Raw genomic sequence first — 22,985 nt, 5'->3', positions numbered from 1 at the left:
ATTACTGCATTGTCTTCAGTATAATACTGAGACTCCTGGTTACCCCAGCCGTTTTCACCGTTTCCGGTCTCGAAGTTCCAGATTGAAGTGTCAAGATCGCCATCGGTATCGAAGTCGGCTTCCCAAAGCAACTCATCGTACTCTGACTGGAATTCCTCTTCCGGTTCTTCTACGACACCATCGCCTGTAGTAAGGATAAACCACCAGTCGAATTCTCCATTGCCATCAGTAGATTTAATAATAAGTTCATTAGGTACAGAGCGATCAAAGATTTCATATCGGTGATCCCCACCAATGTAATAACCTATAAACCCTGTTCCGGTTAGGTTAATGCTTTCTGCACCTCCCGGAGCTGTAATGAACCAGTTTTCAGTATAATCATCGTAAGGTATGTTGAGAACATCTGCACCCTCAACTACACAATCACAGCTAACGCCTAATTGATCAACCAAACCTGCTCTTCCAAAAACAGTTCCTGTAGCATCATCATTAGTAGCATCGGTAATATGAACAAAAGTTCCATCTTCCTCGAAGATATACCTGTCGTCATACATTCCCGTATGGGCTTTCTCATTTGGACCTGCACCATACCATTCCGTAGGAATATTACCTCCTACAGGGCCAAGGCCAAAGTGACCGGCAGCTTCAGCTTTAATTCGCCATTCTTTAGTACCATCTCCAACTAATTTCTCAATAAGATCGGCCGGTGGCTCATAAGTTACCAGCACCTGAACCTCTACGTTTGTTGAGCTGGCTGTTCCGCCGGGACCGTAAGCTATGATGTTAACAGCATATAATTTGGTTCCGGTTTGAGAAAATTGGTGTGTATAAACCCCACTGGCTGTGGTTATCTCTGTACCATTTTCAAAAATAAATTTATAAGTCATGGCACCCTCTGCATTTGCATTGAAGGTCACCTGACCACTACCATCTCCATCAGGCATATCTTCTGATTGGCCCACGATATTTGTTTCTACCTGGAGATTGGTTGGCGCGGTTATTTCACCGATATCATAATCGTCATCGGTACAGGCCATAAAAAAGACCAGCATGAAAACCGAGAGACTTATCTTAAGTATATTTTTCATTTCTAATTATTTTTAATTCGTAAGTTGAATATCATCGTAATAGTAAATTGATCCATCACCGCGAAGTTCTCCAGGGAATTCAAAGAACATAATCACTTTTCCATACTCCTGGGTAGTATCTATTCCCTTACTCGAGAAATCGAAGACTAACTCTTCCCATTGGTTTTCCTTAGTGGTGTTTACAGATACCTCACTATTAATATTGTTATCAGCACTGTTTTCAAGTTTCATCAATACAGGAATCCCGGCTTTAGGAGAATATACTTTCACACTAATTTTCGTAGTAGATGAAAAGTCTATAGGCTCCTCAAGTTCAAGTGTGGCTCCTGCCCAAGGTTGAGAATCAACAGTTTTAGTGAATTTAACCACCGTACCACTAGGGTTAATACCTCCAGGGACCGGATTGGCTTCTATCACAGTTTCTGCACCTTCAAAAGGAGTAAGAGAATAGGTCAAAGATGAATTTTCAAAACTTACCGGTAATGTAACGGTAGTTGCATTACTCTCTGAAGAAAAGTAAAGGTTGTCAATATAAAATGTGCCTCCGGGAGCAGTTGTTACATCAAATTTGAACTGAAAAACATCGCTGATATCAAGTCCCTGGCCGGTAAATTCAGACAAAGGAATTTCAATACTATTCCATTGATTTGGAGTTACATTCAAGGTTACAGGTTTTTCATCCGTTTGAGAAATAAGGAAGAACTGAATTGAAGAATAATCTCCAGACCAAACATCGATGTGAACAGTTTCAAACGCGGTTGCATCTATATTCTCACCAATATCAATTCCCTGATAATTTGCATTGCCATATTTAATCACATCATTTCCATTTATAGAGACCATTTCATAGGTTGTAGATTGACCCCAATCTGGATAATAGTTCACTCCTGCCGGAGCTGAAAACTTATCACTAAATATCGACTTTACATCCTCATCTACATGAATTGGAGTTGGAGCGGCAATAACCGGTGAAGTTGGTATTTGTACACTGTCATCATAAAAGAATACATTATCAATAAGTACAGTTGTTTCCCCTGCTGGTGCTGCGGAATAAATCAACTGGGAGATATGTGCCCTGGTTGTTAATCCGGTAAAGTCTTCTAAAGGTATATCTATTGTAACCCATTCTCCCTGAGCAGGGTTTTCTATTTCCACTTCATGCTCAACATCATCGCCACCTCCGTCATAGACACCGTTAGGTCCAAAGTCTACAAGCTTAACTCTGAAGGTTTCTGCATCAAGAGAGAAAATATCAGTACGGAAATGAGTCATGTTGGTTGCATCAATCTGAGTACTTTCAGTTAAAATTCCAACATAATTCAAATTAGAATATTTCTTAATATCATTTCCATCAATATCTGTTTCCTCCAAGTCTGCAGCTGACCATTCTGTTCTCCAGGTATCTACTGGTACATTTGTATAAGCATTACTGAATAGTGATATAACACTTTCAGGTAATTTATTGGGTGTAGGAGCAGGAACTGGTCCATTCATTTCTACAGTTTCTGTATAATCAACAGTTGCCGCACCACCACTTAGGGCTACTACCTTAATGTCATACGTTCCTACTTCAGCATATGTATGAGTAAGAGATTCACCTATCATAAGTGGAGTAGGATCCTCAGATTCAACATCTCCAAAGTAAACTTCAAACATTGCGGCATAATCCGCAGAAGCGGAAACCGTTACAGAATACCCATCAGGATCCTTGGTAATAGCTACCTCCAGATTTTCAGGTTGACGGAAAGAAACCGTAAGGGGTTGTACTCCGGTTGAAGACTTCCCGTTTAAATTGGTTCCTGTAACTTCCACCTCATACTCCCCTTCGGCATAGACATGATTTACAGTCTCTCCCGGTCTTATTTCCGAGGATACTGCGCTTCCATCCCCAAAATCCACACTAAATATATTAGCGCTTTCACCTTTAGGAGTAATAGTCACAAGACCTGAATTGTCTTGAGTGATTTGGAAGGTAGCTCCCAGGTTAGCCGGTTCCTGGATTTGTCCCAGGTCCACCAGAGAATCATCATCACTCTCACAGCTTACAAAAGGCAGTGTGAGCAGTAAAGCAAATATTATTTTATAGTATTTTTTCATAATCTTTATTTTTTAGTATCCGGGGTTTTGCTCCCAGTTACCCTGAGAAAATTCTATTTCTTCCAATGGAATAGGGAAAACTTCGTTTTTTCCAGCGGTAAATCCATCTATGTTAGCTGCTGCCCTGCCGGTTCTTACCAGGTCGAAGAAACGGTGTCCTTCTCCTACTAATTCTTTTCTTCTCTCCTGGTAGATAATTTCGGTAAGGGCATCTCCTGAATTTTCCACTTCCCTTAAGCCTGCACGTTCACGAACCATATTTAAGTAGTCCTGCGCAAGCTGATCATTTATATCGCCACGGTTAAGAGCCTCGGCAGCCATCAGCAACACATCAGCATATCTAATGGCGCGGTAGTTATTAGGTTGGGTAAGATTTGCATCCCCCATATTGTCATTTTTTCTCGGAAGATATTTCCTGTTAAAATATCCGGTATGTTTGTAACCTTCCCCATACGAAGCTCCGGTTTCAGCAGCCCAGGCCTCTATATCAAGGATTGATAAATCTTTCCTGATATCTTCATCAGAGAACATATCATAAGCTTCCTGGGTAGGTACATTAAAGCTAAAGCCTGACTCAAACAACGGCCCGCTATAATTTCTTATTCCCTGGAACCCTACAGCTACGTTTCCTTCACTACACTGAAGGCAGCCAAATCCAGCTCCTTCTTCCCCGGTATATTGAACCTCAAAAACAGATTCCTCATTGTTCTCCCCTTCCTGTTCGAACAGGGTTTCAAAATCTGAAAGTGCATAGGGCCCGTTATTGATCAAAGTGGTTAAGACATTTGCAGCGGCATCAAATTCTTCCTGGTATAGGTGTACCTTCCCTTTCAGGGCCATAGCAGCGCCTTTGGTTGCACGTCCTGTTTGGGGTGCTGTGTACTCAAGATTATCTATTGCAAACTGAAGATCAGATTCAATCTGGTTATAGACCTCTTCTCTTGATGCCCTTGGGATAGATTGCTCATCACCAAGCACAAAACGTTCATCTCCTTTAAGAGGAATTGGACCAAACCACTTCATCAGTTCAAAAGTGAAATAAGCTCTAAGGAACCTGGTTTCAGCTATTATGGTTTCCTTTCCTTCAAAGTCGGTTTTTTCCTCAAATTCCAGGATATAATTAGCACGTTGCACCCCTGCAAAATTCCAGTCCCAGACATCATCCAGGTTATCGTTAATTGGGGTGTGTGACATTTCATCTACCTGTTGAAAACCAATTACGTCGGTAGCACTCTCTCCCCCGCTCAGCGTATTATCTGAAGCGATCTCGCCCAGAAGCACATTTACATAAGTAGATTGAAGGATGTCATAAACTCCGATCAAAGCGTTATAATAATCTTCTTCAGAATTAAAATAATTTTCCGAGTCTATATTGTATTCTTCGGTCTTATCCAGATAATCTTCACTACAGCCGGTGAAGGTGATCACGGCCAGCAGCAGAAGAAAGGATTTAATTTTTAAACTATATATTTTCATCGCTCAGTATTTTAGAATTTTAAGTTTAGTCCGGCCATATAAATACGCGGAACAGGGTAGAACCCAAAATCGATTCCTCCGCCTATAGGCGCACCGGTTGAAGCAGCAGGGTCAAATCCCTTGTAATCAGTAAAGGTATACAGGTTATTTACCGCTGCGTAAAATCTCAATGATTGGATACCTACCGAAGAAACAAAGCTTTCAGGCATAGTATATCCCAGCTGTACATTCTGAATTCTCGCATAGGAGGCATCCTCTACGTAAAATTCTGAAAGAACCCGGTTAGAGGTTGCGCCGGAAGTAAGTCTAGGAACAAAAGTACTGGTTCCTTCACCTCTCCATCGGTCCAACACATAAGCATGACGGTTTACGTTTGGCTGACTTCTTTCATAGTTTCTTACCATTTCATTTCCTAAAGATGCATAGGTATAAGCTGTGAAATCGAAATTCTTATAATTTAGGTTTATGTTTATTCCCATAGTAGCATCCGGAATAGGGTCGCCAATATTAGTTCGGTCATCGGGAGTGATTACTCCGTCACCATTAAGGTCTACGTATCTAAGATCACCGGGAGAAGCATCGGCACCCAGTTCTTTTTGAGAGGGGTGTGCATCCACCTCGGCCTGATTCTGGAAGATCCCATCGGTTTTGTAACCGTAGAAATATCCCATTGGGAAACCTGGTTCAAAACGTGAAGGCTGAGGTTGCCCTACCCCAAACTGTCCACCAGGAATGAAATCAACACCATTTATAGCGGTTACCTCATTTTTAAGGAAGGTAGCATTATAGCTCAAATTAAAGTTGAAGTCGTCACTTACATAATTGCGGTATTTAATGGCGAATTCCAAACCTTCATTTCGGGTGGTACCGGCATTAATGGTAGGCGAACCAGAACCCGGAGCTCCTCCTCCGTGAATTCCTGATACAGGGATTCCTGAAACCAAAAGATCTTTACGGTCTTCCCTGAAAATGTCGGCCTCGATCTCTACCTGGCCATCCCATAAACGAAGATCCATCCCGATATTGGTTTTTTCAGATTCTTCCCAGCCCGAACGTGGGTTGGCTATCCTTCCCATTGCTGTTCCGTTAACAAGGCTTCCATCAAGTACATAAGTGGCCTCCCCGTCCAGGAGCGAACGGTAAAACTCTGCGCCTCCGGCTTCATCATTACCAAGAATACCAAAACTTCCTCTAAGTTTAAGGAAAGATATCACTTCAGAAGAGGCTAAGAAATCTTCTTCTGAAAGTATCCATCCTGCGGTGAATGAAGGGAAAGTTCCTACACGGTTATCGGGGCTGAATCTGGTAGAGGAGTCTCTACGAAGCATCCCTGATACAAGGTATTTTCCGTTAAAATCGTATTGAAGTCTTCCGAAGAAAGAAAGCTTGCGGATATCATACTTATAAGATCCGTTGTTTTTACCATCGTTGGTTCCGGTAGTAAGACTGATATCAGCAAATTCCCAGGAATTGTTTGGCACATCGAAACCGGTAGCAAAAAGTCCGTCACCCCAATCACGAATTACTGTCATACCAGCAGTACCTGTAATATGATGCGCTTCATCAAAAGTATTCTCGTAAGTACCAAACAGGTCATAGGTATATGAGTTGTCATTGATTCTGTTCTGGTTTACCGTACTTCTTGGTACGTTAAACACCTTCCCTGATCCGTAATCTACTATAGGTGAAAAATCTTTCCCTTTGCTGGTACTAAGATTGTACCCGATACGGGAAGTGAAAGTCAATTCCTCGAATGGTGTATACTCAAGACTAAATGACCCGTTAAATTTATTGAGGTTATAGTCGTTAAAAGTGTTTTCTATTTGAGAAAGCGGATTAATGATTTCGTTACCTAAAAATCCGTCCCGGTCTTCCTGATCGATAGCGAAGGTTGGTGCGATGTTCAAAGCGTTAAACAACACAGACCCAAGTCCGTTCTCATTGATCGAACGGCGATCAATACTGGTATAAATAGAGTTGGCTTGCAATTTAAACTCATCAGAGATATCAATTCCCAGATTAAATCTGGCTGTATTACGTTGAAAATCAGATTTATCTCCACCAATAATCCCTTCCTGGTTTAGATGGGAGGCTCCTACCGAGTAAGTTACTTTTTTAGAACCACCACTAAGGGTGATATTATGGTTAATAATGGGTGCAGTTTCAAACACTTCATCCTGGAAATCGGTGCCTTCTCCAAGGTCACTAACATCCGGATAAGGAATTGCCTGCCCATTATTGGCATAGCTTTCATTTAAAAGTAAAGCATATTCGGTAGCATTCAAAAGTGGGAGTTGGCGGGAGGTTTCCTGCATCCCTACATAAGTATCATACTGTATAGTAGGTGCCATTTCTTTTTTACCACCTTTAGTAGTAATAAGTACCACCCCGTTTGCTCCAGCGATACCATAAATAGCAGCCTGAGCATCTTTAAGAATAGAGATAGATTCTACATCATTAGGGTTAAGGGTACCAAGGTCTCCCTGGTAACCATCAATAAGTACCAAAGGTCCGTTAACACTATTGGAAGCAACCCCACGTATATTAATGTTTATACCTGCTCCTGGTGCACCTGAAGATGGAGTTACATTAACCCCTGCAGCAGTACCCTGTAAAGCCTGCTCTAATCTTATCGGTTTCATTTCTTCTATAGTTTCACCAGAAACTACAGAGACCGCACCGGTAATGTCTTTCCGTTGCTGGGTTCCGTAACCGATTACTACCACTTCTTCAAGGGCCGCCGAATCGGAAGTAAGAACTATATTAAGGAAGCCATCTCCGGTAACGGGAACTTCCAAAGTTTCAAAACCTACATAGGATAAAACCAGTACGTTTTCTTCGCTGAGACCACTAATGGAAAAATTACCATCAAAGTCGGTAGTGGTACCGCGGGATTCTCCTTTTACGAGTACATTAACCCCTAAGAGCGGCATATTATTCTCATCAGTCACATTACCCTCTACTGTAAAGGTCTGTGCCTGCATCGAGAAAAATCCACCGAACAGGAGTAGTATTGAACATAAAAATTTCTTCATTGGAATAATTATTTGAATTTGTTACTGCAATCTATTAAAGAATTGTTAAGAGCAGTAAAAAGTCACCTTTACAAAAAGTATACACCTTAAATTAATTGGTAGATTATTGCTGAAAACAAAAATATTGGTCTGTAAATTGGGGATAACAGGGCTAAACATTAAGTATCCAGCTTTAAACTTAAACCTAAAGCTTTTAGTTATTTAGGCGTCATGTAGAGTTTATGTAGAGTTTTTTAAAGTCTTTGTATAGCTTTACACCTGAAGAATGTAGTCGGTTAAATTCACTTCCCGGGGTAATTCCATCTTTTTTCGCAAACGATATCGTTTAATCTCTACACTTTTGACCGAAATATTCAGGAGTGGAGCAATTTCTTTAGAGCTGAGATTAAGACGTAAATAAGCACAAAGTTTAAGATCGTTACTGGTAAGTTCAGGATGTTTTTCCTTCATCTTTTTAAAGAAATCCTTATCTGCATTACTGAAGGCTTTTTTGAAGAATTTCCAGTTATCCTCTTCACTTATCTCCTTATCGATAGTTTTAATCACCGATCGAACCTCTGTTGATTCTTCAGAGTTTTTAAGACGGTCTTTTACAAGATTGAGGAATTCATTCTTTTTAATGAGGCTCATGGTGGAGACAGCCAGTTCCTTATTCTTGCTCACCATATTTTGCTCCAGTTCCCTGTTTTTAAGTTTTATAATCTCCTGCTCAGCCTCGAGGTTTTTCATCCTAAGGGCCTTCTCGCTCTCTTCTACAAACTTTTCATGCCGGCGTTTATAAATTCTATGGACTACATAGAGTAAAGCCGTAAAGAGAAGAAGATATACAAATAGCGCTGTATAGCTCAAATACCATGGTCGTGCAATACTAAACTCATAAGTAGCTGAAGGCACAATCTCATCTCCAATCCTTGCCCGTACTTCAAACTCGTAATCCCCAAAAGGCAGGTTCTTAAATTCTGCAGAGGGAATTTCACTCCAGGGGCTCCACACAGCAGTAAATCCGGTGAGCCTGTAACTGTATTCAGGGCTGAGGAACTTCTTATATTCAGGTATACTAAAATTAAATATAATGTTGTTGGTCTTATAATGAAAAGGCTCTTCCTCATTTAAGCTAAGGATTTGTGGTTTTTCATCGAGGGCAGCATTATAAACACTGTTTATACGTAGGTTGTAATTCCCCTGATCATAATCGGTTTTTTCCAGTTTCAGATAGCCGTTGGCGATGCCCAAAAGCCGCGACCCATCATTTAGCAGAGTTATATTCTCATACCCGGGAGTGATGTTCTGGAACTCTTCCGACAGGTAAAGTGAATTGAGTTTAATTTTAGAGCTCAGGGGGTCGGGGGATATATTCAGAAGTGCACTGGCCGAAAAAGCCCATAGTTTTCCCTCATCTTCTCTGACGAATTTTCCTGAAATACGTTTTTCAGTATTAAAAACTGAGGCTAACTCATTTTCAACGCTGAATCTATCTTCATCCGGTAGATATTTGAAAATGTGATCCTTTGTGGAAAAGTAAAGCTCATCCCTGAAGCTAAAAAGGCTCGAAGAAATGCCGGATATCCCTTCAAAGGGATAGTTCCTGATTTGGGAGAAGCCATCCATTTCTTTATTTAACTTCAGCTTATAAACTCCTTTATGCTCATTTCCTACCCAAATATTTCCGTTCTCTTCGGAAACGATAAACTTTGACGAATGTGGAAAACCTTCCAGCATGGGCAGCTCCTCAAATCCATCGCCGGTGCGTTTAAGCAGGCTTAAGCCATTATAATGTCCCTGGATGAAATATCCGGGATGGCTCTTCAGCTTGAGAACGAGCCAGGTCCCAAAGCGTTCAGCTATTTGTTTTATTTGTGTGCCTTCTACCAAAAAGGTTCCGGTGTTATGGCCTAAGAAAAGATCGCCATCTATAAAACTAAGATTCCAGACCTGCCCGTTGCTCCCCTCAATAAAATTAAATTCTTCTTCCCCATTTCGGCGATAATATAGCCCCTGGTTTGTGCCCAGGTATAAATATTCTGAATTCTGAAAGGAGGTGTAGACGGTTCCCAATTTCCCGTAAAGATCCTGATATATCTTAAAAGGTGAATCCAGGTTAATCACGCTAAGTCCGTTATCCAGGGCTGCCCATATATTATTATTCCTATCGCTGAAAAGGCTCAGCACGGTATTGTTAAGAAAACCGTTCTCCTGATTGAAATGATGCAGAATCTCTCCTTCTGAGTCCACATGGAAGAGTCCATCTTCCACTGTACCCAGCAGCATAGTATTATTTTCATAAGGGAGGGCTCCAAAAATACTTCTCCCCTGTAACCGATCGCTTAGTTTTGAATGAAACTGATTCAATTTTTCTCCATTCCATTTATAGAACCGGGCGCTCCGACTTATGAGTACAAGCTTATTATCTTCCTTGTATCCCTTCATTATCACTATATCCCCCAGTGTTTCAGGAGGAATGATGAGTTCTGGCTCACCATTCTTTATGCTAAATAGGCCGCCCTGGGCCACCTGATAAAAGATCTCCCCTTCGGTTTCAAAAAGGTTGGTCACAACACCTTCGGGCACTGGAAATTCAGAAAGCTTTCCATTTCGGATATCATACAGGTACAGGCCTTCAAAACTATGAAAGACTACTGTCTCTCCTACAGTCTCAATATGCCAGAACTGCTGGCCATCTATCAACTCTCCGGGAAACTGGGGAACCAGACTGGTATATTCCAGCACGCCCTTCTCATCGAGTTTCCAAAAGCCCAACTCTTTGTAAGCCCCTGTAAATATAAGTTCACCCACTACCTTGACTGATCGTACAACGCTTTCATTGGGTACCGGATAGAGTTTCCATTTTGCTCCGTTATATTCCAGCAGGCCAGAGCTGTTTGCTACATAAATATTATCATTGGCAGCCTGAGATACCATCCAGTTCTGATTCCCTCCGGCATAAAAATTTGAATTAAAGTTTATGACAGGCGGCAGTTCCTGAGCAGAAAGCACAACCGAAAACAAAATAGAGAGTAGAGAAAATACTAATCGCAAGGCAAAGAAATTTCAGGCTAAGTTAAGGAAATCCTGAATTAAAGAAAGATATGCTGACCAGCTTTAAGAAACAAGAAACTTTAAGTCATAAACCCTATTCTGGCAGAATACGCTTAGCCAATCAAGATCAGGTTTTTATATTTAAGAAAAAGCCCACCGTTCGCTAAAGTGTTATGAGACCGGCAGGCATTATGAAATGATTACCTATGCAAGTAAGGGGAATTAATTTGATTTTCATACAAGGGCTTTCCCGTAATTTAGGTATTCGCCCGAATAGCGATACGATTTCATAATCTTCTGTTATAAGATATCAGGCATTTATCAGACTCGACATAAATTCTTAATTTTAGCCGAAATAAAATACTCATCTTAAATGTCAGAATTTTCCCAGCAAAAAGCAGATAAGGAATTAAAGAAAAGACAAAAGGCCTTTTCTACAGAAAAGCTGAAACAACTTTTTAAGGAAAAGAATTCCTTATTCTCGAAGTTTTTAAATATCGAAAACCTCAATGAATATTACCGGGATTTCGTCGATCTCTTCTCCTTGCTGCAAGACTGGTACAAGGGCAGATACAAAGATGTACCCTGGCTGGTAATCTCTTCAGTAGGAGGTGCCCTTCTTTATGTGCTATCGCCTATTGACCTCATCCCTGATTTCCTGCCTTTTGTAGGATACCTGGACGATGCTGCCGTTTTCGCCGCTCTACTGAAATATGTACGCCTGGACCTGCAAAAATACCGCGATTGGAAATATGAAGAAAAAAGATCTCCGGTAATAAACGATTAATCGGGACTGAGTTTTAGTGTGTTTGAGATCTAATATTAAGGCTTCCGGCCGAAGCCTGCCACAGAAACTCCAAACCTGAAACGACAAAAGTTCAAATCAACCCCTTAATTTAATCCTTGAACTTTCAAGAAGTTCTACGGCCTTATCTACCTGTTCTATCTTGGTGCGAAAAGCCAAAAGAGCCATTCTAATCACGAAGCGATCCTTGACTTTAGTGGAACTGAAAAATACCGTTCCGTCATTGTGAATTTCCTTGAGTAGTCTTTTATTAAAATCGGTTTCGTTTTCTGAAAGTGGCCACCAGAAATAACTTACCGAAAGATCGGGTTCAGGCCCCAGAGCAAAACCTTTTTCTTTAAGTCGCTTCCGGAAATATTTCGTGAGCAGTAATTTTTCTTCCAGACAGGCTACAAAAGGTTTTATCCCGTGTAGCTGCAGGGGTATCCAGAGCCTTAAAGCACGAAAGTGTTTAGTGAGTTCAGGAGAGACATCAGAGGGATTTATTTCTGGATCATTTTCTACAGCATCCTGCATATAATTTGCACTTCGATGATGGGAATGAAAAACTGCTTCTCTGTCTTTTACCAGAACTGCCCCGAGTCCGAAAGGCAGAAATAGTCCTTTATGCGGGTCTACCGCAAGAGAATCAGCCTTTTCTATTCCTTTAAACAGATGTTTTCGCATTTCGCTAAGAATGAAGAATCCGCCGTAAGCAGCATCCACATGATACCAAAGCTTATTGGCTTCAGCGATCTTTCCCAATTCATTTAAGGGATCCATCGCCCCTGTGTCTGTAGTCCCGGCCGAAGCGATGAGCAGAAAAGGATCTAAACCTGCAGCTTTATCTTCTTTCAGTTTCTGTTTCAGATCTGAAGCAATGATTCTTGAGCCTTCGTCCAGCTTTAATTCCCGAATGATCACATCCTCCAACCCGATAATTCGTAAAGCCTTCAGATTACAGTGATGTAACTGCGGACTCAAATAAACCACACTTTTTTCTATTGCAGCTCCTTTTATTTTATGTTTATCTCTGGCCGAGGTGAGGGCGATCAGATTAGCGATGGAGCCCCCGGAAGTGAGGTTTCCCACAGCCGATTTTGGAAAACCAAAAAGGGACTTCATCCAATCGAGAAGCTCATGTTCCATGGCAACAGCTCCTGGAGAAGCGAAAGACATTCCCGCATATTCATTGGTAATATCGGCCAGGTAATCGCCCAGAGCTGAAGCATAGATTCCCCCGCCGGGAATATAACCCATATAACCTCCCGAAGCAGGCTTGATTCCCTTTCCGGCCACTTCTTCGGCAAAGATTTTCAGGATCTTATCCATGGGTTTTGGTTCCTCCCCAAAGGCGAAAGCTCCCTGCCGGACTTTTTCAGGAGAATAAGTCCCAAAGGAAGGAAGTTCATTCAAAAAACTATTAGAATAGTCTTTTACTTTCCTGAAATAGGTGTCACGCTTTTCGGGAGAAGGCTCCAGGCCGGAAGATATCTTCTGCAGCGCCAGGATCCGGGTCTTTAGATCATCCATCACAACTCGTTTTACAAACAAACCTAAAGAAAAAATACGGGATTAAGCAAAGCTTATTTTTCCTTTCAGACAACAATTTTTTTCTCTTTATCTATCGTAATTTCATTATCTGCGCTTTTATCAGCCTGTATCTGCTTGCACTTTTTATTATAGTTCCAGGCAAGATAGGCTACCCCGGCGGCCGCACCCAGGCCAACCCCAAGGATCCCTCCTTTTTTTACCGCAGTTTTCCCTAATTTTAAGGCCAAAGCCCTTTTTGCCCATTTCTTTCCTTTTGCACGTAAATTTTTCATAATTAACTTTTATTATTAATAATAAAGGTAAGCAGCCCTTCGGCAGGGATAAAATTTAAATCCTGAAAGTATTGTGAAAGAAACTTAATAAAAGCTTATTTTTTGGTAATTTAAATAGAATAAAACTTCAGCTATGACCACTTTGTTAACAAATACCGCCTTAGGCTTCGCCCTGATCACCGGTGTGGTCCTTCTCGCCGTGGTGATCTACAGCATCATCAAATTGCGGAAACAAGTTAGAAAAGCCAAAGAAAAAGAAGAAAACAAGAAAGCTGGAAACCCTTAAAAAGCTATAAAGTAGAAGGTTCTTTTTTATTTCTCTTAAAAACGCTCAGTCCATTCAATACTTCACTATATATTGAAAAACTGAGACAAGAAAATTTTCAACTACAAAGACGACATTAGCCAACAGCCTGGCAGCATTGAACTATAATCATTAAAAAATGGAAGAACCTAAAACCTGCTAGAAAGCATATGTAAACCCCAGCAGGTAATAATCTTCAGAACTACTGAAACTAAGCGCTAATTTCTCATTTTCCCGGGGTTTGGTAAAAATCCAGGTACTACCAATCCCCACTGCCGCTCCCGCCAGGATATCCCAACCGTCATGCCGGGTGGCGTGAAGCCTGCTAAAACTGGTGTATCCTGCAAGCAAATATGCCGGAATACTGTATTTAAAGCCATACCTGCGATGAAAGAAAGAAGCTCCCTGGAAGGCGACAGAGGTATGTCCCGAGGGAAAAGCCTTTCCGCCGTCATTCAGGGGTCGTTCTTTATTGATTATTACTTTCGCCGCACTGGTCACCACCAGATTGAGGGCAAGACTTTTGGTATACTGCCAGGTTCCTTTATAATCTTTCAGGATCAAGCTGGTAACCACTGCAGATGCCGGGATCAATAATAATGTTCCGTCTCCTGAATTTTCAACAAAAGAATCTTCGGGATTGAAAAGCTGACCGCGAACAGAAGTGGAACCAAGAAATATAACCAATAAGAGATTCAGCATTAATAGCCGCATTCGGCTTCCGTAAATTTGCGATCTCCCTAAGGTTTCAATATAATTCAACAATTTTGAATAATTTTTTAAGGCAAAAAATATAGACATCTCAGCTTATATAACCCAAAAATTAACATGCTTTTTATGAAGCAGGAATGAAGTACCGGATTCTAAGATTCTACGATCTTCGAACTTTAAATCAAGACCCGGGCCTCAGCAGTAAAATATCCCGAAATTACTATCTTTAGAAATAAATAATTATTTCATGAAAACAAAATTACTTTCTACAAGAATCCTGATAGCTTTTCTCTTCTTCGGAATTTCAGGAACGGCCCAACAGCTTTCTACAAACGAAATTGATAGCCTGGTTCAAAAAACCATGAACACCTTTAATGTTCCTGGCATTGCTGTTGCAGTGCTTAAAGACGGAGAAGTTGTCCATATGGAAGGCTATGGCACCCGCTCGCTCAAGGAAGGCGGTGATGTTGACGAAAACACCCTTTTTGGGGTCGCCTCCAATACAAAAGCGGTGACCGCCGCTGCCCTTGCTCAACTTATCGATGAAGGCAAACTGGAATGGGACACCAAAGTGGCTGAAATTATCCCCGAATTTAAATTATACGATCCCTACGTTACGAGTGAATTCACAGTACGGGACCTGCTAACCCACCGAAGCGGACTCGGTCTTGGAGCCGGAGACCTGATGGTATTTCCTGCTTCCAATACAACTGATATCGACCAGTTGATCTACAACCTGAGATATTTAAAACCGGTTTCTTCTTTCCGCTCCCAGTACGATTATGATAACCTTCTCTACATCGTTGCAGGTGAAGTGGTGGAACGAGTTTCGGGAATTGAGTATGAAACCTATGTGAAGGAAAACTTACTCGAACCCTTAGGAATGGATCGCACTGCGATGTCATGGCACAGAATTGATGATTACTCTAACGTCATTGATGGGCACGCACCAGTAGACGGAGAATTGAAAATAACAGGCCTTAGCTTTACCAAAGTGGGTAACCCTGCTGCAGGAATTTATTCTTCGGTGAAAGACTGGAGCAAATGGGTGCAGGCACAGCTCGATGAAGGAAAATATGGAGAAAACCTGCAGGACAGTCTCTTTAGCAACAAAGCACATCGCGAGATGTGGACACCCCAAACTCTCACTGGAAGTGGAAAAGGTGACTATAACACGCATTTTAGAGCTTACGGTCTTGGATGGTTTTTAAGTGATGTAAACGGCTATCTGGAGGTCACACATACCGGCGGACTCCTGGGGATTGTAAGTCAGGTGACCATGATTCCTGAATTGGACCTGGGAATTATTGTCTTCACCAACCAGCAGTCGGGTGCGGCTTTCCGGTCTATTACTAATACGATTAAAGATGCTTATTTCGGAATAGAAGGAAAAAACCGAATTAAACAGTACAACGACAGAAGGCTGAACATGGAGAAAAAGGCAGATTCCGTAGTAGCCGAAGTTTGGAAGAGAGTTGATGCTGTTCAGAAAAACAATAAACTGGAAAAGGAAGTCTTATCCAACTATACTGGCACCTACGAGGATCCCTGGTTCGGAAAAGTGGAAATCACCATGAAAGATGATAAACTTCATTTTAAAGCTGAGAATGTATCAGATTTACAGGGGGATATGAGCTATTATAAAGGAAATAGTTTTGTGGTAAAATGGGATGATCGCACACTTAATGCTGATGCCTTTGTTGTTTTCAGTCTAGATAAAGAAGGAAAGGCCAAGGGCTTCACAATGGAACCCGTTTCGCCCCTAACCGATTTCAGCTATGATTTCCAGGACCTGGATTTTTCTAAGATAGAATAGGTTTTTTGCTATTTAATTTAGAGGTGAATACCTATAAATATTTGTTAGATCCAGCTGAATCGAAATGTACAACAGCCACTGTTTTCGGTGGCTGTTATTATTTTATATCCCCCGGGGATTAAAACAAAAACATTTAATTTTTCCTTGATTATGCTAAAGACTTGTTTCAGTTGTATCGTCATTCCTAACAAAATAAGGGATATCCTATGAGTAAGCTATAGAAGTTAAAAGCTTTTTAGAGATAAAAGATGTTCGTTAAGAGATTCCGGATCAAGTCCTAAAGAACACTAAATTCCTTACAAATCTTCTAAAGTAGTTATCGACAGAGAAATTACTGAACCGGGCACAGCCCCCTGACAAATATCATTGTTTTTCAAGCTCCTGGGATCTATTTTAATAGTTCAAAAATTAAAGCTATGAGTTCCATGGTAAAAAAAGCAGGCTATAACCTTGACGATTATGATAAAGAACGGACTTCTTTTTCCTGGGAGAATATTGAACGGGAACTGGAGATAGGAAAAGAAAAAGTCAAAAATAATATTGCGCATCTGGCAGTTGATCGTCATTCTGAAGGAGATTTAAAAAATACTACCGCTTTTCGGTTTATTAAAAAGAACAGGGATTTTCAGGACTACAGCTATTTCCGCTTAAAAAATGAAACTTCAAGATTTGCTAATGTTCTAACTAATCTGGGTATTCAAAAAGGAGAAACTGTCTTTTCCCTGGCCGGCAGGATTCCAGCCTTGTATATCACCGCTCTGGGAACCCTGAAGACGACAGCGGTATTTTGTCCCCTCTTTTCGGTTTTCGGACCGGAACCTGTTTTTCAAAGAATGCATAAAGGAGACGCGAAGATTCTGGTCACTACTTCAGCATTATATGAGAGGACAGTAAAACAAGTGGAAGAAAGGCTCCCTTCCCTGCGATATATAATTCTTAGCGATCTCGAAGATCACCGTTCAGATAAAGTGCTTTCCTGGTCCCGGCTCATGAAAGAGGCTTCTACAGATTTTAAAATCCCATCCACATCTTCTGAGGATCCCGCCCTGCTCCATTTTACCAGTGGTACGACAGGAATGCCCAAGGGAGCTTTACATGTTCACAAAGCCATACTTACCCATTATATCACCGGAAAATACGTTCTGGATTTCCATCCCGGAGATCTATTCTGGTGCACCGCCGATCCGGGTTGGGTTACCGGCACTTCCTACGGAATAATTGCGCCCCTGGTCAATGGGGTTACTTCCATTATTGATGAGGAGGAATTTGATGCCATGCGTTGGTATTCTATTCTGGAGGAACAAAAAATAAATATCTGGTATACTGCTCCCACGGCCATCAGGAGGTTGATGCGAATGGATATTGAACCCCGTGAAAAATTTAATCTCCGTGCCCTACGCGTAATTTTAAGCGTGGGAGAGCCACTTAGTGCGGAAGCTGTGCTCTGGGGGGAACGCAGCTTCGGAGTTCCCATCCTGGACAACTGGTGGCAAACCGAAACCGGCGGCATTATGATCGCTAATTATCCTTCAATGCCGGTAAGGCCCGGCTCCATGGGTAAACCCCTCCCCGGGGTGAAGGCCGACCTGGCCGAAGTGACTGAAGATGGATTGAAGCTTATTGAAGAAGCCGGAAAAGAGGGACATCTGGTGTTGCAAAAAGGATTCCCTTCCCTGTTCCGGGCATACCTGAATGAAGAAGAGCGCTACAAGAAATGCTTCTTGAAAGACTGGTATCTTACCGGAGACCTGGCCAAAAAAGATGTCGATGGGTATTTCTGGTTCATAGGGAGAGCAGACGATATTATAAAAACCAGCGGACATATGGTAGGTCCTTTTGAGGTGGAAAGCACTTTGATGAGGCATCCGGCCATCGCAGAAGCCGCTGTGATAGGCAAACCCGAAGCCTCAATCGGTGAGCTGGTTAAGGCTTTTATAGTCCTTAAACCCGGGAACCAGGAAAACGAAGAAATGAAATTGGAGATCACTGGCTTTGCCCGCAAACATCTTGGGCCGGCTGTAGCTCCAAAGGAAATAGAATTTACAGAAAGTATACCTAAAACCCGCAGCGGAAAGATTCTGCGCCGATTATTAAAGGCACGGGAGCTGGGATTACCTGAAGGGGATACCTCCACTCTTGAACAAAACTGAGCATGGAAACAAAAGACAAATTAAGCCCCGAAAAGGCAGAAAAGCTTCTCTATCAGCTGCTCCTGATGAGGAAGTTTGAGGAGAAGAGCGCCGAGCTTTACACCAGGGAAAAGATAAGAGGTTTTCTGCATCTTTATACAGGAGAAGAAGCGGTGGCCACAGGGGTCATTCAGGCCCTTAAGCCTGAAGATAACGTGCTGGGCACCTATCGGGAACACGCCCATGCTTTAGCCCGGGATGTAGACGCCGGGGCCATCATGGCCGAGATGTACGGAAAACAGGAAGGCTGCAGCAGGGGTCGCGGCGGCTCCATGCACATTTTCGATAAGGAGAAGAATTTTTTTGGCGGAAGTGCTATCGTTGGGGGGCATCTCCCCATAGCCACAGGAATGGCCCTGGCTTCCAAAAAACTAAAAAAGGATAATATTACCCTGTGTTTTTTCGGGGAAGGTGCGGCAGCAGAAGGAATTTTCCATGAAGCCCTCAACCTGGCTTCCCTTTGGAAGGTCCCTGTACTCTTTGTTTGTGAAAACAACCTGTATGCTATGGGCACGGCCCTGCGCTTTTCCCATGCCGTGCAGGAAATAGAAAAAAAGGGACAGGCCTATGGGATCGAATCAAAGGCCGTAGACGGGATGGACCTGCTTAAGGTGATGGCTGCCGCCAATAAAGCCGTGGAACAGGTTAGAAACTCCGGGGAGCCTTATTTGCTGGTATGCAACACCTATCGTTTTCGGGCACATTCCATGTTTGATGCTGAATTGTACCGGGAAAAATCTGAAGTGGAAGAATGGAAGAAACGCGATCCCATTCCAAAGTTCCGTAAATATTTGCTGAAGGAGAATTTGATAAGCGAGACACAACTTCAGGAAATGGAAGAAAAGCTGGAGACCGAAATTCAGAAAGCTGTAGAGTTTGCCGAAGCCGGAACCTGGGAAGCTAAGGAAGAGCTCACCAAATTTGTCTATTCTGAAAACCCTGGATCATGAGTGATATCAAAATAACATACCGCGAAGCCCTAAAAGCAGGGATTAGGGATGCACTCCTAAAAGAGGAACGGGTTTTCCTTATGGGGGAAGATGTTGGCCGTTATGGGGGTGCCTTTGCCGTGAGTAAAGGTTTACTGAAAGAATTCGGGGCAGACCGTATTATGGATGTACCCCTTTCTGAAGCCGGATTTGTAGGGGCGGGAATAGGCGCTGCCCTGGCAGGTGTGAAACCAATAGTGGAGGTAATGACGGTGAATTTCGCATTACTTCCCATGGACCAGATCGTGAACAATGCCGCAACTTTACTGCATATGTCTGGCGGACAAATCAATGTGCCTTTGGTCATCAGGATTAGTGCAGGAATAGGAAAACAGCTGGCTGCACAGCATTCTCACAGCTGGGAACCTTTATTTGCCCATATTCCCGGCCTGATCGTGGTCTCAGTGGGCACCCATGAAGACGCACGGGGAATGCTACATACCGCCCTGGAACATCCCGATCCCGTGATCATCTTTGAATATACTTCCATGCTCAATCTCGAGGCTGAAATACCCGCCGATGCTGGTCCTACCAACATTTCCAAGGCCAAGATTCGCCGGGAGGGAAAAGATATCTCCATTATCACTTACGGAATAGGAGTATACAAAGCGCTCGAGGCCGCAAACCGACTTTCGGAACAGGGTATAGATGCTGAAGTTATCGACCTGAGGGTACTCCGTCCTTTAGATGAAGAAAGTTTTATAAGGTCGGTTACAAAAACCCACCGGGCATTACTGGTAGAAGAAGCCTGGAATACTATCAATATCTCTTCTGAGGTGAGCGCCCGTATCATGGAAAAAGCCTTTTATGAGTTGGATGCTCCTGTGAAAAGATTAGGCGGGATTGAGGTGCCTATCCCCTATCCCCTGCACCTGGAAAATGCCTCGGTTCCGCAGGTGGAAGATATTGAGAATGCAGTAATAAAAATATTAAGGCCATGAAAGAGTTCTTAATGCCCAGTCTTGGGGCCGATATGGAAGCAGGGACGCTGGTGGAATGGAAAAAGAAACCGGGCGACCAACTCAAACCGGGAGATATCATTGCCGAGGTAGAAACCCAAAAAGGTCTTATTGAGATAGAAGTCTTTGAAGCAGCAATCCTTGAAAATTATCTTATCGAAGAAGGAGATAAAGTGCCCGTGGGCGCCCCCATGGCAAAACTCAGATCTGAAAGTATTCCCGGAAAGATACCCGAAAAGGATTCAGAAACACACCCCATTCAGGAAGAAGAGCAAGCCACAGAAAGCGAAGGCCCGGTTCCTTCAGATAGTATTTCTGAAGAAACCTCTTCCAAAGAAAAACCTTCCGAAGAAAAACACAGGATAAAAGCTTCTCCCCTCGCCCGAAGCATTGCGGAAAAGCACAATGTTGATCTCAATAATCTCAAAGGCACAGGGGAAGGCGGAGCAATTATAAAAGCTGATGTGGAACAAGCCATGGCCGGGCAAAAAGAAGCACCTAAACAAACTCCGGAAACCGGAGCCTTAAAAGATGTAATGAAAAAAAAGACGGAGCCGGAAACAGCTTCTAAACAAGTAATAAAGTCCCGTACCTCCACAAGTAAACCTGGGCAACAGGAAAGCATCCGCGCTGCAGTAGCCGCAGCCATGAGTCGGTCGAACCAGGACATCCCACATTATTACCTGGAAAAAAAGATAGATATGCTGGCCGCCTTGAATTGGATAAAGGAGACCAATCGCCAACGGGAGATCTCTGAAAGATTGTTGCCCGCTGTCTTATTCATCAAAGCTGTAGCCAAAGCCTTAGACAGTGCCCCTGCCCTCAACGCGGTATGGGATAACGGCCTCCAGTTCAAAAACGAAGTAAACATAGGCTTCGTGATCTCCCTGCGGGCCGGAGGTTTGCTTGTACCGGCAATTCGCAATGCCGACACAAAAAGTGTGGATGAGATCATGGCAGCGCTTAACGACATGATTCCCCGCGCCCGTGCTCTGAAACTCCGAAGTTCAGAGCTTAGCGATTCTACCATTACTATCACCAGTCTTGGAGAGAACGGAGCCGATAAGGTTTTTGGGGTGATCTATCCACCACAGGTGGCCATTATAGGCTTCGGTAGTATAACGGACCAGCCACTGGTACATGAAGGGATGCTGGCAATACGCCCCGTGCTTCAGGTCACTCTTGCCGGAGATCACCGGGCTACAGACGGACTAACCGGCAGCCGCTTCCTGCAGGCTTTAAATAATCATCTACAAAATCCCGAAAAATTATGACCCGCGATGAAATACAATCAGCCATCTTTGAACTACTCAAAAAGACAGCTCCTGATACCGACCCCACCAACCTCAAACCCGATGAGAACATCAGGGAATCACTTAATATTGATTCCTTTGACGCCCTGCAGTTCCTGGTTGCCCTGAATGACAAATTAGGAATCGATATCCCTGAAGAAGATTACGGAAAAACAGCCACCCTTGGTTCCCTGACAGATTATTTGGAGGAAAGGTCCCGGTAAGGACTTTTCCACATTCTTTCGCCACTCCGGAAACCAAAACCAAAACACTTCCCCGTCATCCTGAGCCTGGTTCAGGATCCCTCCTGAGTGAGCACGCACAGATGAGCAGCAGGATGAGATTCCGGGTCCAGCCCGGAATGACGATTATGGAGTAACCATCCCAGGCCGTCACCCTGAACTCGATTCAGGTCTCATCTGAGTGAGGAAAACGATAAACCCTAAACAGGTTCACAACAATTCATCCTTCAATTGCTACTCTTCAGTCATTTTATTTTTGTTTCCGGGCTTTCTGTAATCATCTTTACCTTATAAAACGAAAAAAAATGGCAACAGCACTGATAATTATCCTGATGAAACTCATAGAAGCAACGGGTTTACCAATTGACAACAGTCCGGAAACTTCCCGGCCTACTTCAGAAAATATTGTTATGCCATCAAAAGTATTACCTGTATGCCATAATTTTGTTGTTACTCCGAATTTCAAAAGCCGATAAAATGAAACTTCTTCTAAAAACTTTAAAAATAGCTGTTTTTATATGCCTCCTGGTGGTGGCGCTGGAGTTTATTTTTGGTAATCAGAATATTCAAAATCTCCTGAATCTTAAAACCTGGGGGGTATATTTCTTCTACAGCCTGGTACTTACTGCCATTAATGCGGTTTACTTCGCCTTTTTCAATACGAAAATCGGATGGAAAAATGCCGGGCTGAAAAGAGTGCTTTTTGCCTCAGGAGGTTCCATAATCCTCACCCTTATCGGATTTTTCTTTTGCCGGATGGTAGACTTCACGGTTTTTCGTTCGGTAGAGTTTACCGAGTTCCTTGCCAATGAAAGTCTGCGCTATTATTTGTTCCCTTTGTTATTAACTACCATTGTCTCGCTCCTCTTTCATCTTATCTATTTCTATAAAGCATTACAGGATCAAAAAGTCACCGAACAAAAGATCATTGCAGGCAGTGCTTCCGCTAAATTTGAAAGCCTGAAAAATCAGCTGGATCCTCATTTTCTTTTTAATAGTCTGAACGTGCTGAGTGCCCTGATCGAGGAAAACCCCACCAAAGCCCAGAAGTTTACCGGTTCCCTTTCCAAAGTATATCGCTATGTACTTGAGCAGAAAGATAAGGAGCTGGTGAGCCTGAAGGAAGAACTGAAATTTTGCA

At 42.6% G+C, this 22,985-nt stretch carries 18 protein-coding genes; 10 read left to right on the top strand and 8 right to left on the bottom strand.

Going from position 1 to position 22,985, the window contains the following annotated elements; genetic code table 11:
* The 5 genes from VIM94_RS11540 to VIM94_RS11520 form a co-directional block, all read right to left on the bottom strand.
* The coding region (locus tag VIM94_RS11540) for a hypothetical protein (RefSeq protein WP_332039450.1) at positions 1-1,088 on the bottom strand (1,088 nt) is incomplete at its 3' end.
* A 12-nt stretch (positions 1,089-1,100) separates the two neighbouring features.
* Complete coding sequence (locus VIM94_RS11535) at positions 1,101-3,185, bottom strand: hypothetical protein (protein ID WP_332039449.1); 2,085 nt, start codon at positions 3,183-3,185, stop codon at positions 1,101-1,103.
* Between the two features lie 12 nt (positions 3,186-3,197).
* The gene (locus tag VIM94_RS11530) at positions 3,198-4,661 is read right to left on the bottom strand and encodes a RagB/SusD family nutrient uptake outer membrane protein (RefSeq protein WP_332039448.1); all 1,464 of its coding nucleotides are present in this window, start codon (positions 4,659-4,661) and stop codon (positions 3,198-3,200) included.
* Positions 4,662-4,672: 11 nt separating this feature from the next.
* Positions 4,673-7,696: a TonB-dependent receptor gene (locus VIM94_RS11525; RefSeq protein WP_332039447.1), complete on the bottom strand. Its 3,024-nt coding sequence runs from the start codon at positions 7,694-7,696 to the stop codon at positions 4,673-4,675.
* A gap of 252 nt (positions 7,697-7,948) precedes the next feature.
* Positions 7,949-10,732, bottom strand: coding sequence for a triple tyrosine motif-containing protein (locus VIM94_RS11520; protein WP_332039446.1), 2,784 nt, complete (start codon positions 10,730-10,732; stop codon positions 7,949-7,951).
* Between the two features lie 373 nt (positions 10,733-11,105).
* Here VIM94_RS11520 and VIM94_RS11515 point away from each other — a divergent pair, with 373 nt between their 5' ends.
* Positions 11,106-11,519: a YkvA family protein gene (locus VIM94_RS11515; protein ID WP_332039445.1), complete on the top strand. Its 414-nt coding sequence runs from the start codon at positions 11,106-11,108 to the stop codon at positions 11,517-11,519.
* 96 nt (positions 11,520-11,615) lie between these two features.
* Here VIM94_RS11515 and VIM94_RS11510 read toward each other — a convergent pair whose 3' ends face one another.
* Positions 11,616-13,049, bottom strand: a complete 1,434-nt coding sequence (locus tag VIM94_RS11510) for a pyridoxal phosphate-dependent decarboxylase family protein (protein ID WP_332039444.1) — start codon at positions 13,047-13,049, stop codon at positions 11,616-11,618.
* 65 nt (positions 13,050-13,114) lie between these two features.
* Positions 13,115-13,342: a hypothetical protein gene (locus tag VIM94_RS11505; protein WP_332039443.1), complete on the bottom strand. Its 228-nt coding sequence runs from the start codon at positions 13,340-13,342 to the stop codon at positions 13,115-13,117.
* A 133-nt stretch (positions 13,343-13,475) separates the two neighbouring features.
* Between VIM94_RS11505 and VIM94_RS11500 the strand changes: the two genes are divergently transcribed.
* Complete coding sequence (locus tag VIM94_RS11500) at positions 13,476-13,628, top strand: hypothetical protein (RefSeq protein ID WP_332039442.1); 153 nt, start codon at positions 13,476-13,478, stop codon at positions 13,626-13,628.
* 177 nt (positions 13,629-13,805) lie between these two features.
* Here VIM94_RS11500 and VIM94_RS11495 read toward each other — a convergent pair whose 3' ends face one another.
* Entirely contained in the window at positions 13,806-14,348 is a 543-nt protein-coding gene (locus tag VIM94_RS11495) for a phosphatase PAP2 family protein (protein WP_332039441.1), read from the bottom strand.
* 256 nt (positions 14,349-14,604) lie between these two features.
* Here VIM94_RS11495 and VIM94_RS11490 point away from each other — a divergent pair, with 256 nt between their 5' ends.
* From VIM94_RS11490 to VIM94_RS11455, 8 genes are all read left to right on the top strand, one after another.
* Complete coding sequence (locus tag VIM94_RS11490; protein ID WP_332039440.1) at positions 14,605-16,173, top strand: serine hydrolase; 1,569 nt, start codon at positions 14,605-14,607, stop codon at positions 16,171-16,173.
* A 416-nt stretch (positions 16,174-16,589) separates the two neighbouring features.
* Positions 16,590-18,323, top strand: coding sequence for an acetate--CoA ligase (gene acsA, locus VIM94_RS11485; RefSeq protein ID WP_332039439.1), 1,734 nt, complete (start codon positions 16,590-16,592; stop codon positions 18,321-18,323).
* Positions 18,324-18,325: 2 nt separating this feature from the next.
* Entirely contained in the window at positions 18,326-19,312 is a 987-nt protein-coding gene (pdhA, locus tag VIM94_RS11480) for a pyruvate dehydrogenase (acetyl-transferring) E1 component subunit alpha (protein WP_332039438.1), read from the top strand.
* Positions 19,309-20,292, top strand: a complete 984-nt coding sequence (locus VIM94_RS11475) for a pyruvate dehydrogenase complex E1 component subunit beta (RefSeq protein WP_332039437.1) — start codon at positions 19,309-19,311, stop codon at positions 20,290-20,292. Before pdhA ends, VIM94_RS11475 begins: the two co-directional genes overlap by 4 nt.
* Positions 20,289-21,584 carry a dihydrolipoamide acetyltransferase family protein gene (locus tag VIM94_RS11470; RefSeq protein ID WP_332039436.1) on the top strand — a complete coding sequence of 432 codons (1,296 nt, stop codon included), beginning with the start codon at positions 20,289-20,291 and terminating at the stop codon, positions 21,582-21,584. The genes VIM94_RS11475 and VIM94_RS11470 overlap by 4 nt, the downstream gene beginning before the upstream one ends.
* On the top strand, positions 21,581-21,826 hold the full coding sequence (locus VIM94_RS11465) for an acyl carrier protein (RefSeq protein ID WP_332039435.1): 246 nt from the start codon (positions 21,581-21,583) through the stop codon (positions 21,824-21,826). Before VIM94_RS11470 ends, VIM94_RS11465 begins: the two co-directional genes overlap by 4 nt.
* A gap of 323 nt (positions 21,827-22,149) precedes the next feature.
* On the top strand, positions 22,150-22,320 hold the full coding sequence (locus tag VIM94_RS11460; RefSeq protein ID WP_332039434.1) for a hypothetical protein: 171 nt from the start codon (positions 22,150-22,152) through the stop codon (positions 22,318-22,320).
* A gap of 1 nt (position 22,321) precedes the next feature.
* The coding region (locus VIM94_RS11455) for a histidine kinase (protein WP_332039433.1) at positions 22,322-22,985 on the top strand (664 nt) is incomplete at its 3' end.

The organism is Salegentibacter sp., from assembly GCF_036568425.1.
Classification (GTDB): Bacteria; Bacteroidota; Bacteroidia; order Flavobacteriales; family Flavobacteriaceae; genus Salegentibacter.
Note: the sequence above shows the minus strand (reverse complement) of the source record. Positions and strands in the feature narration are given on the sequence as shown.

Bases quoted from the DNA above. Each gene is read 5' to 3' on its own strand.
- VIM94_RS11535 (WP_332039449.1), bottom strand. From the start codon at position 3,185: ATGAAAAAATACTATAAAATAATATTTGCTTTACTGCTCACACTGCCT.
- VIM94_RS11530 (WP_332039448.1), bottom strand. From the start codon at position 4,661: ATGAAAATATATAGTTTAAAAATTAAATCCTTTCTTCTGCTGCTGGCC.
- VIM94_RS11525 (WP_332039447.1), bottom strand. From the start codon at position 7,696: ATGAAGAAATTTTTATGTTCAATACTACTCCTGTTCGGTGGATTTTTC.
- VIM94_RS11515 (WP_332039445.1), top strand. From the start codon at position 11,106: ATGTCAGAATTTTCCCAGCAAAAAGCAGATAAGGAATTAAAGAAAAGA.
- VIM94_RS11510 (WP_332039444.1), bottom strand. From the start codon at position 13,049: ATGGATGATCTAAAGACCCGGATCCTGGCGCTGCAGAAGATATCTTCC.
- VIM94_RS11505 (WP_332039443.1), bottom strand. From the start codon at position 13,342: ATGAAAAATTTACGTGCAAAAGGAAAGAAATGGGCAAAAAGGGCTTTG.
- VIM94_RS11500 (WP_332039442.1), top strand. From the start codon at position 13,476: ATGACCACTTTGTTAACAAATACCGCCTTAGGCTTCGCCCTGATCACC.
- VIM94_RS11495 (WP_332039441.1), bottom strand. From the start codon at position 14,348: ATGCTGAATCTCTTATTGGTTATATTTCTTGGTTCCACTTCTGTTCGC.
- VIM94_RS11490 (WP_332039440.1), top strand. From the start codon at position 14,605: ATGAAAACAAAATTACTTTCTACAAGAATCCTGATAGCTTTTCTCTTC.
- acsA (WP_332039439.1), top strand. From the start codon at position 16,590: ATGAGTTCCATGGTAAAAAAAGCAGGCTATAACCTTGACGATTATGAT.
- pdhA (WP_332039438.1), top strand. From the start codon at position 18,326: ATGGAAACAAAAGACAAATTAAGCCCCGAAAAGGCAGAAAAGCTTCTC.
- VIM94_RS11475 (WP_332039437.1), top strand. From the start codon at position 19,309: ATGAGTGATATCAAAATAACATACCGCGAAGCCCTAAAAGCAGGGATT.
- VIM94_RS11470 (WP_332039436.1), top strand. From the start codon at position 20,289: ATGAAAGAGTTCTTAATGCCCAGTCTTGGGGCCGATATGGAAGCAGGG.
- VIM94_RS11465 (WP_332039435.1), top strand. From the start codon at position 21,581: ATGACCCGCGATGAAATACAATCAGCCATCTTTGAACTACTCAAAAAG.
- VIM94_RS11460 (WP_332039434.1), top strand. From the start codon at position 22,150: ATGGCAACAGCACTGATAATTATCCTGATGAAACTCATAGAAGCAACG.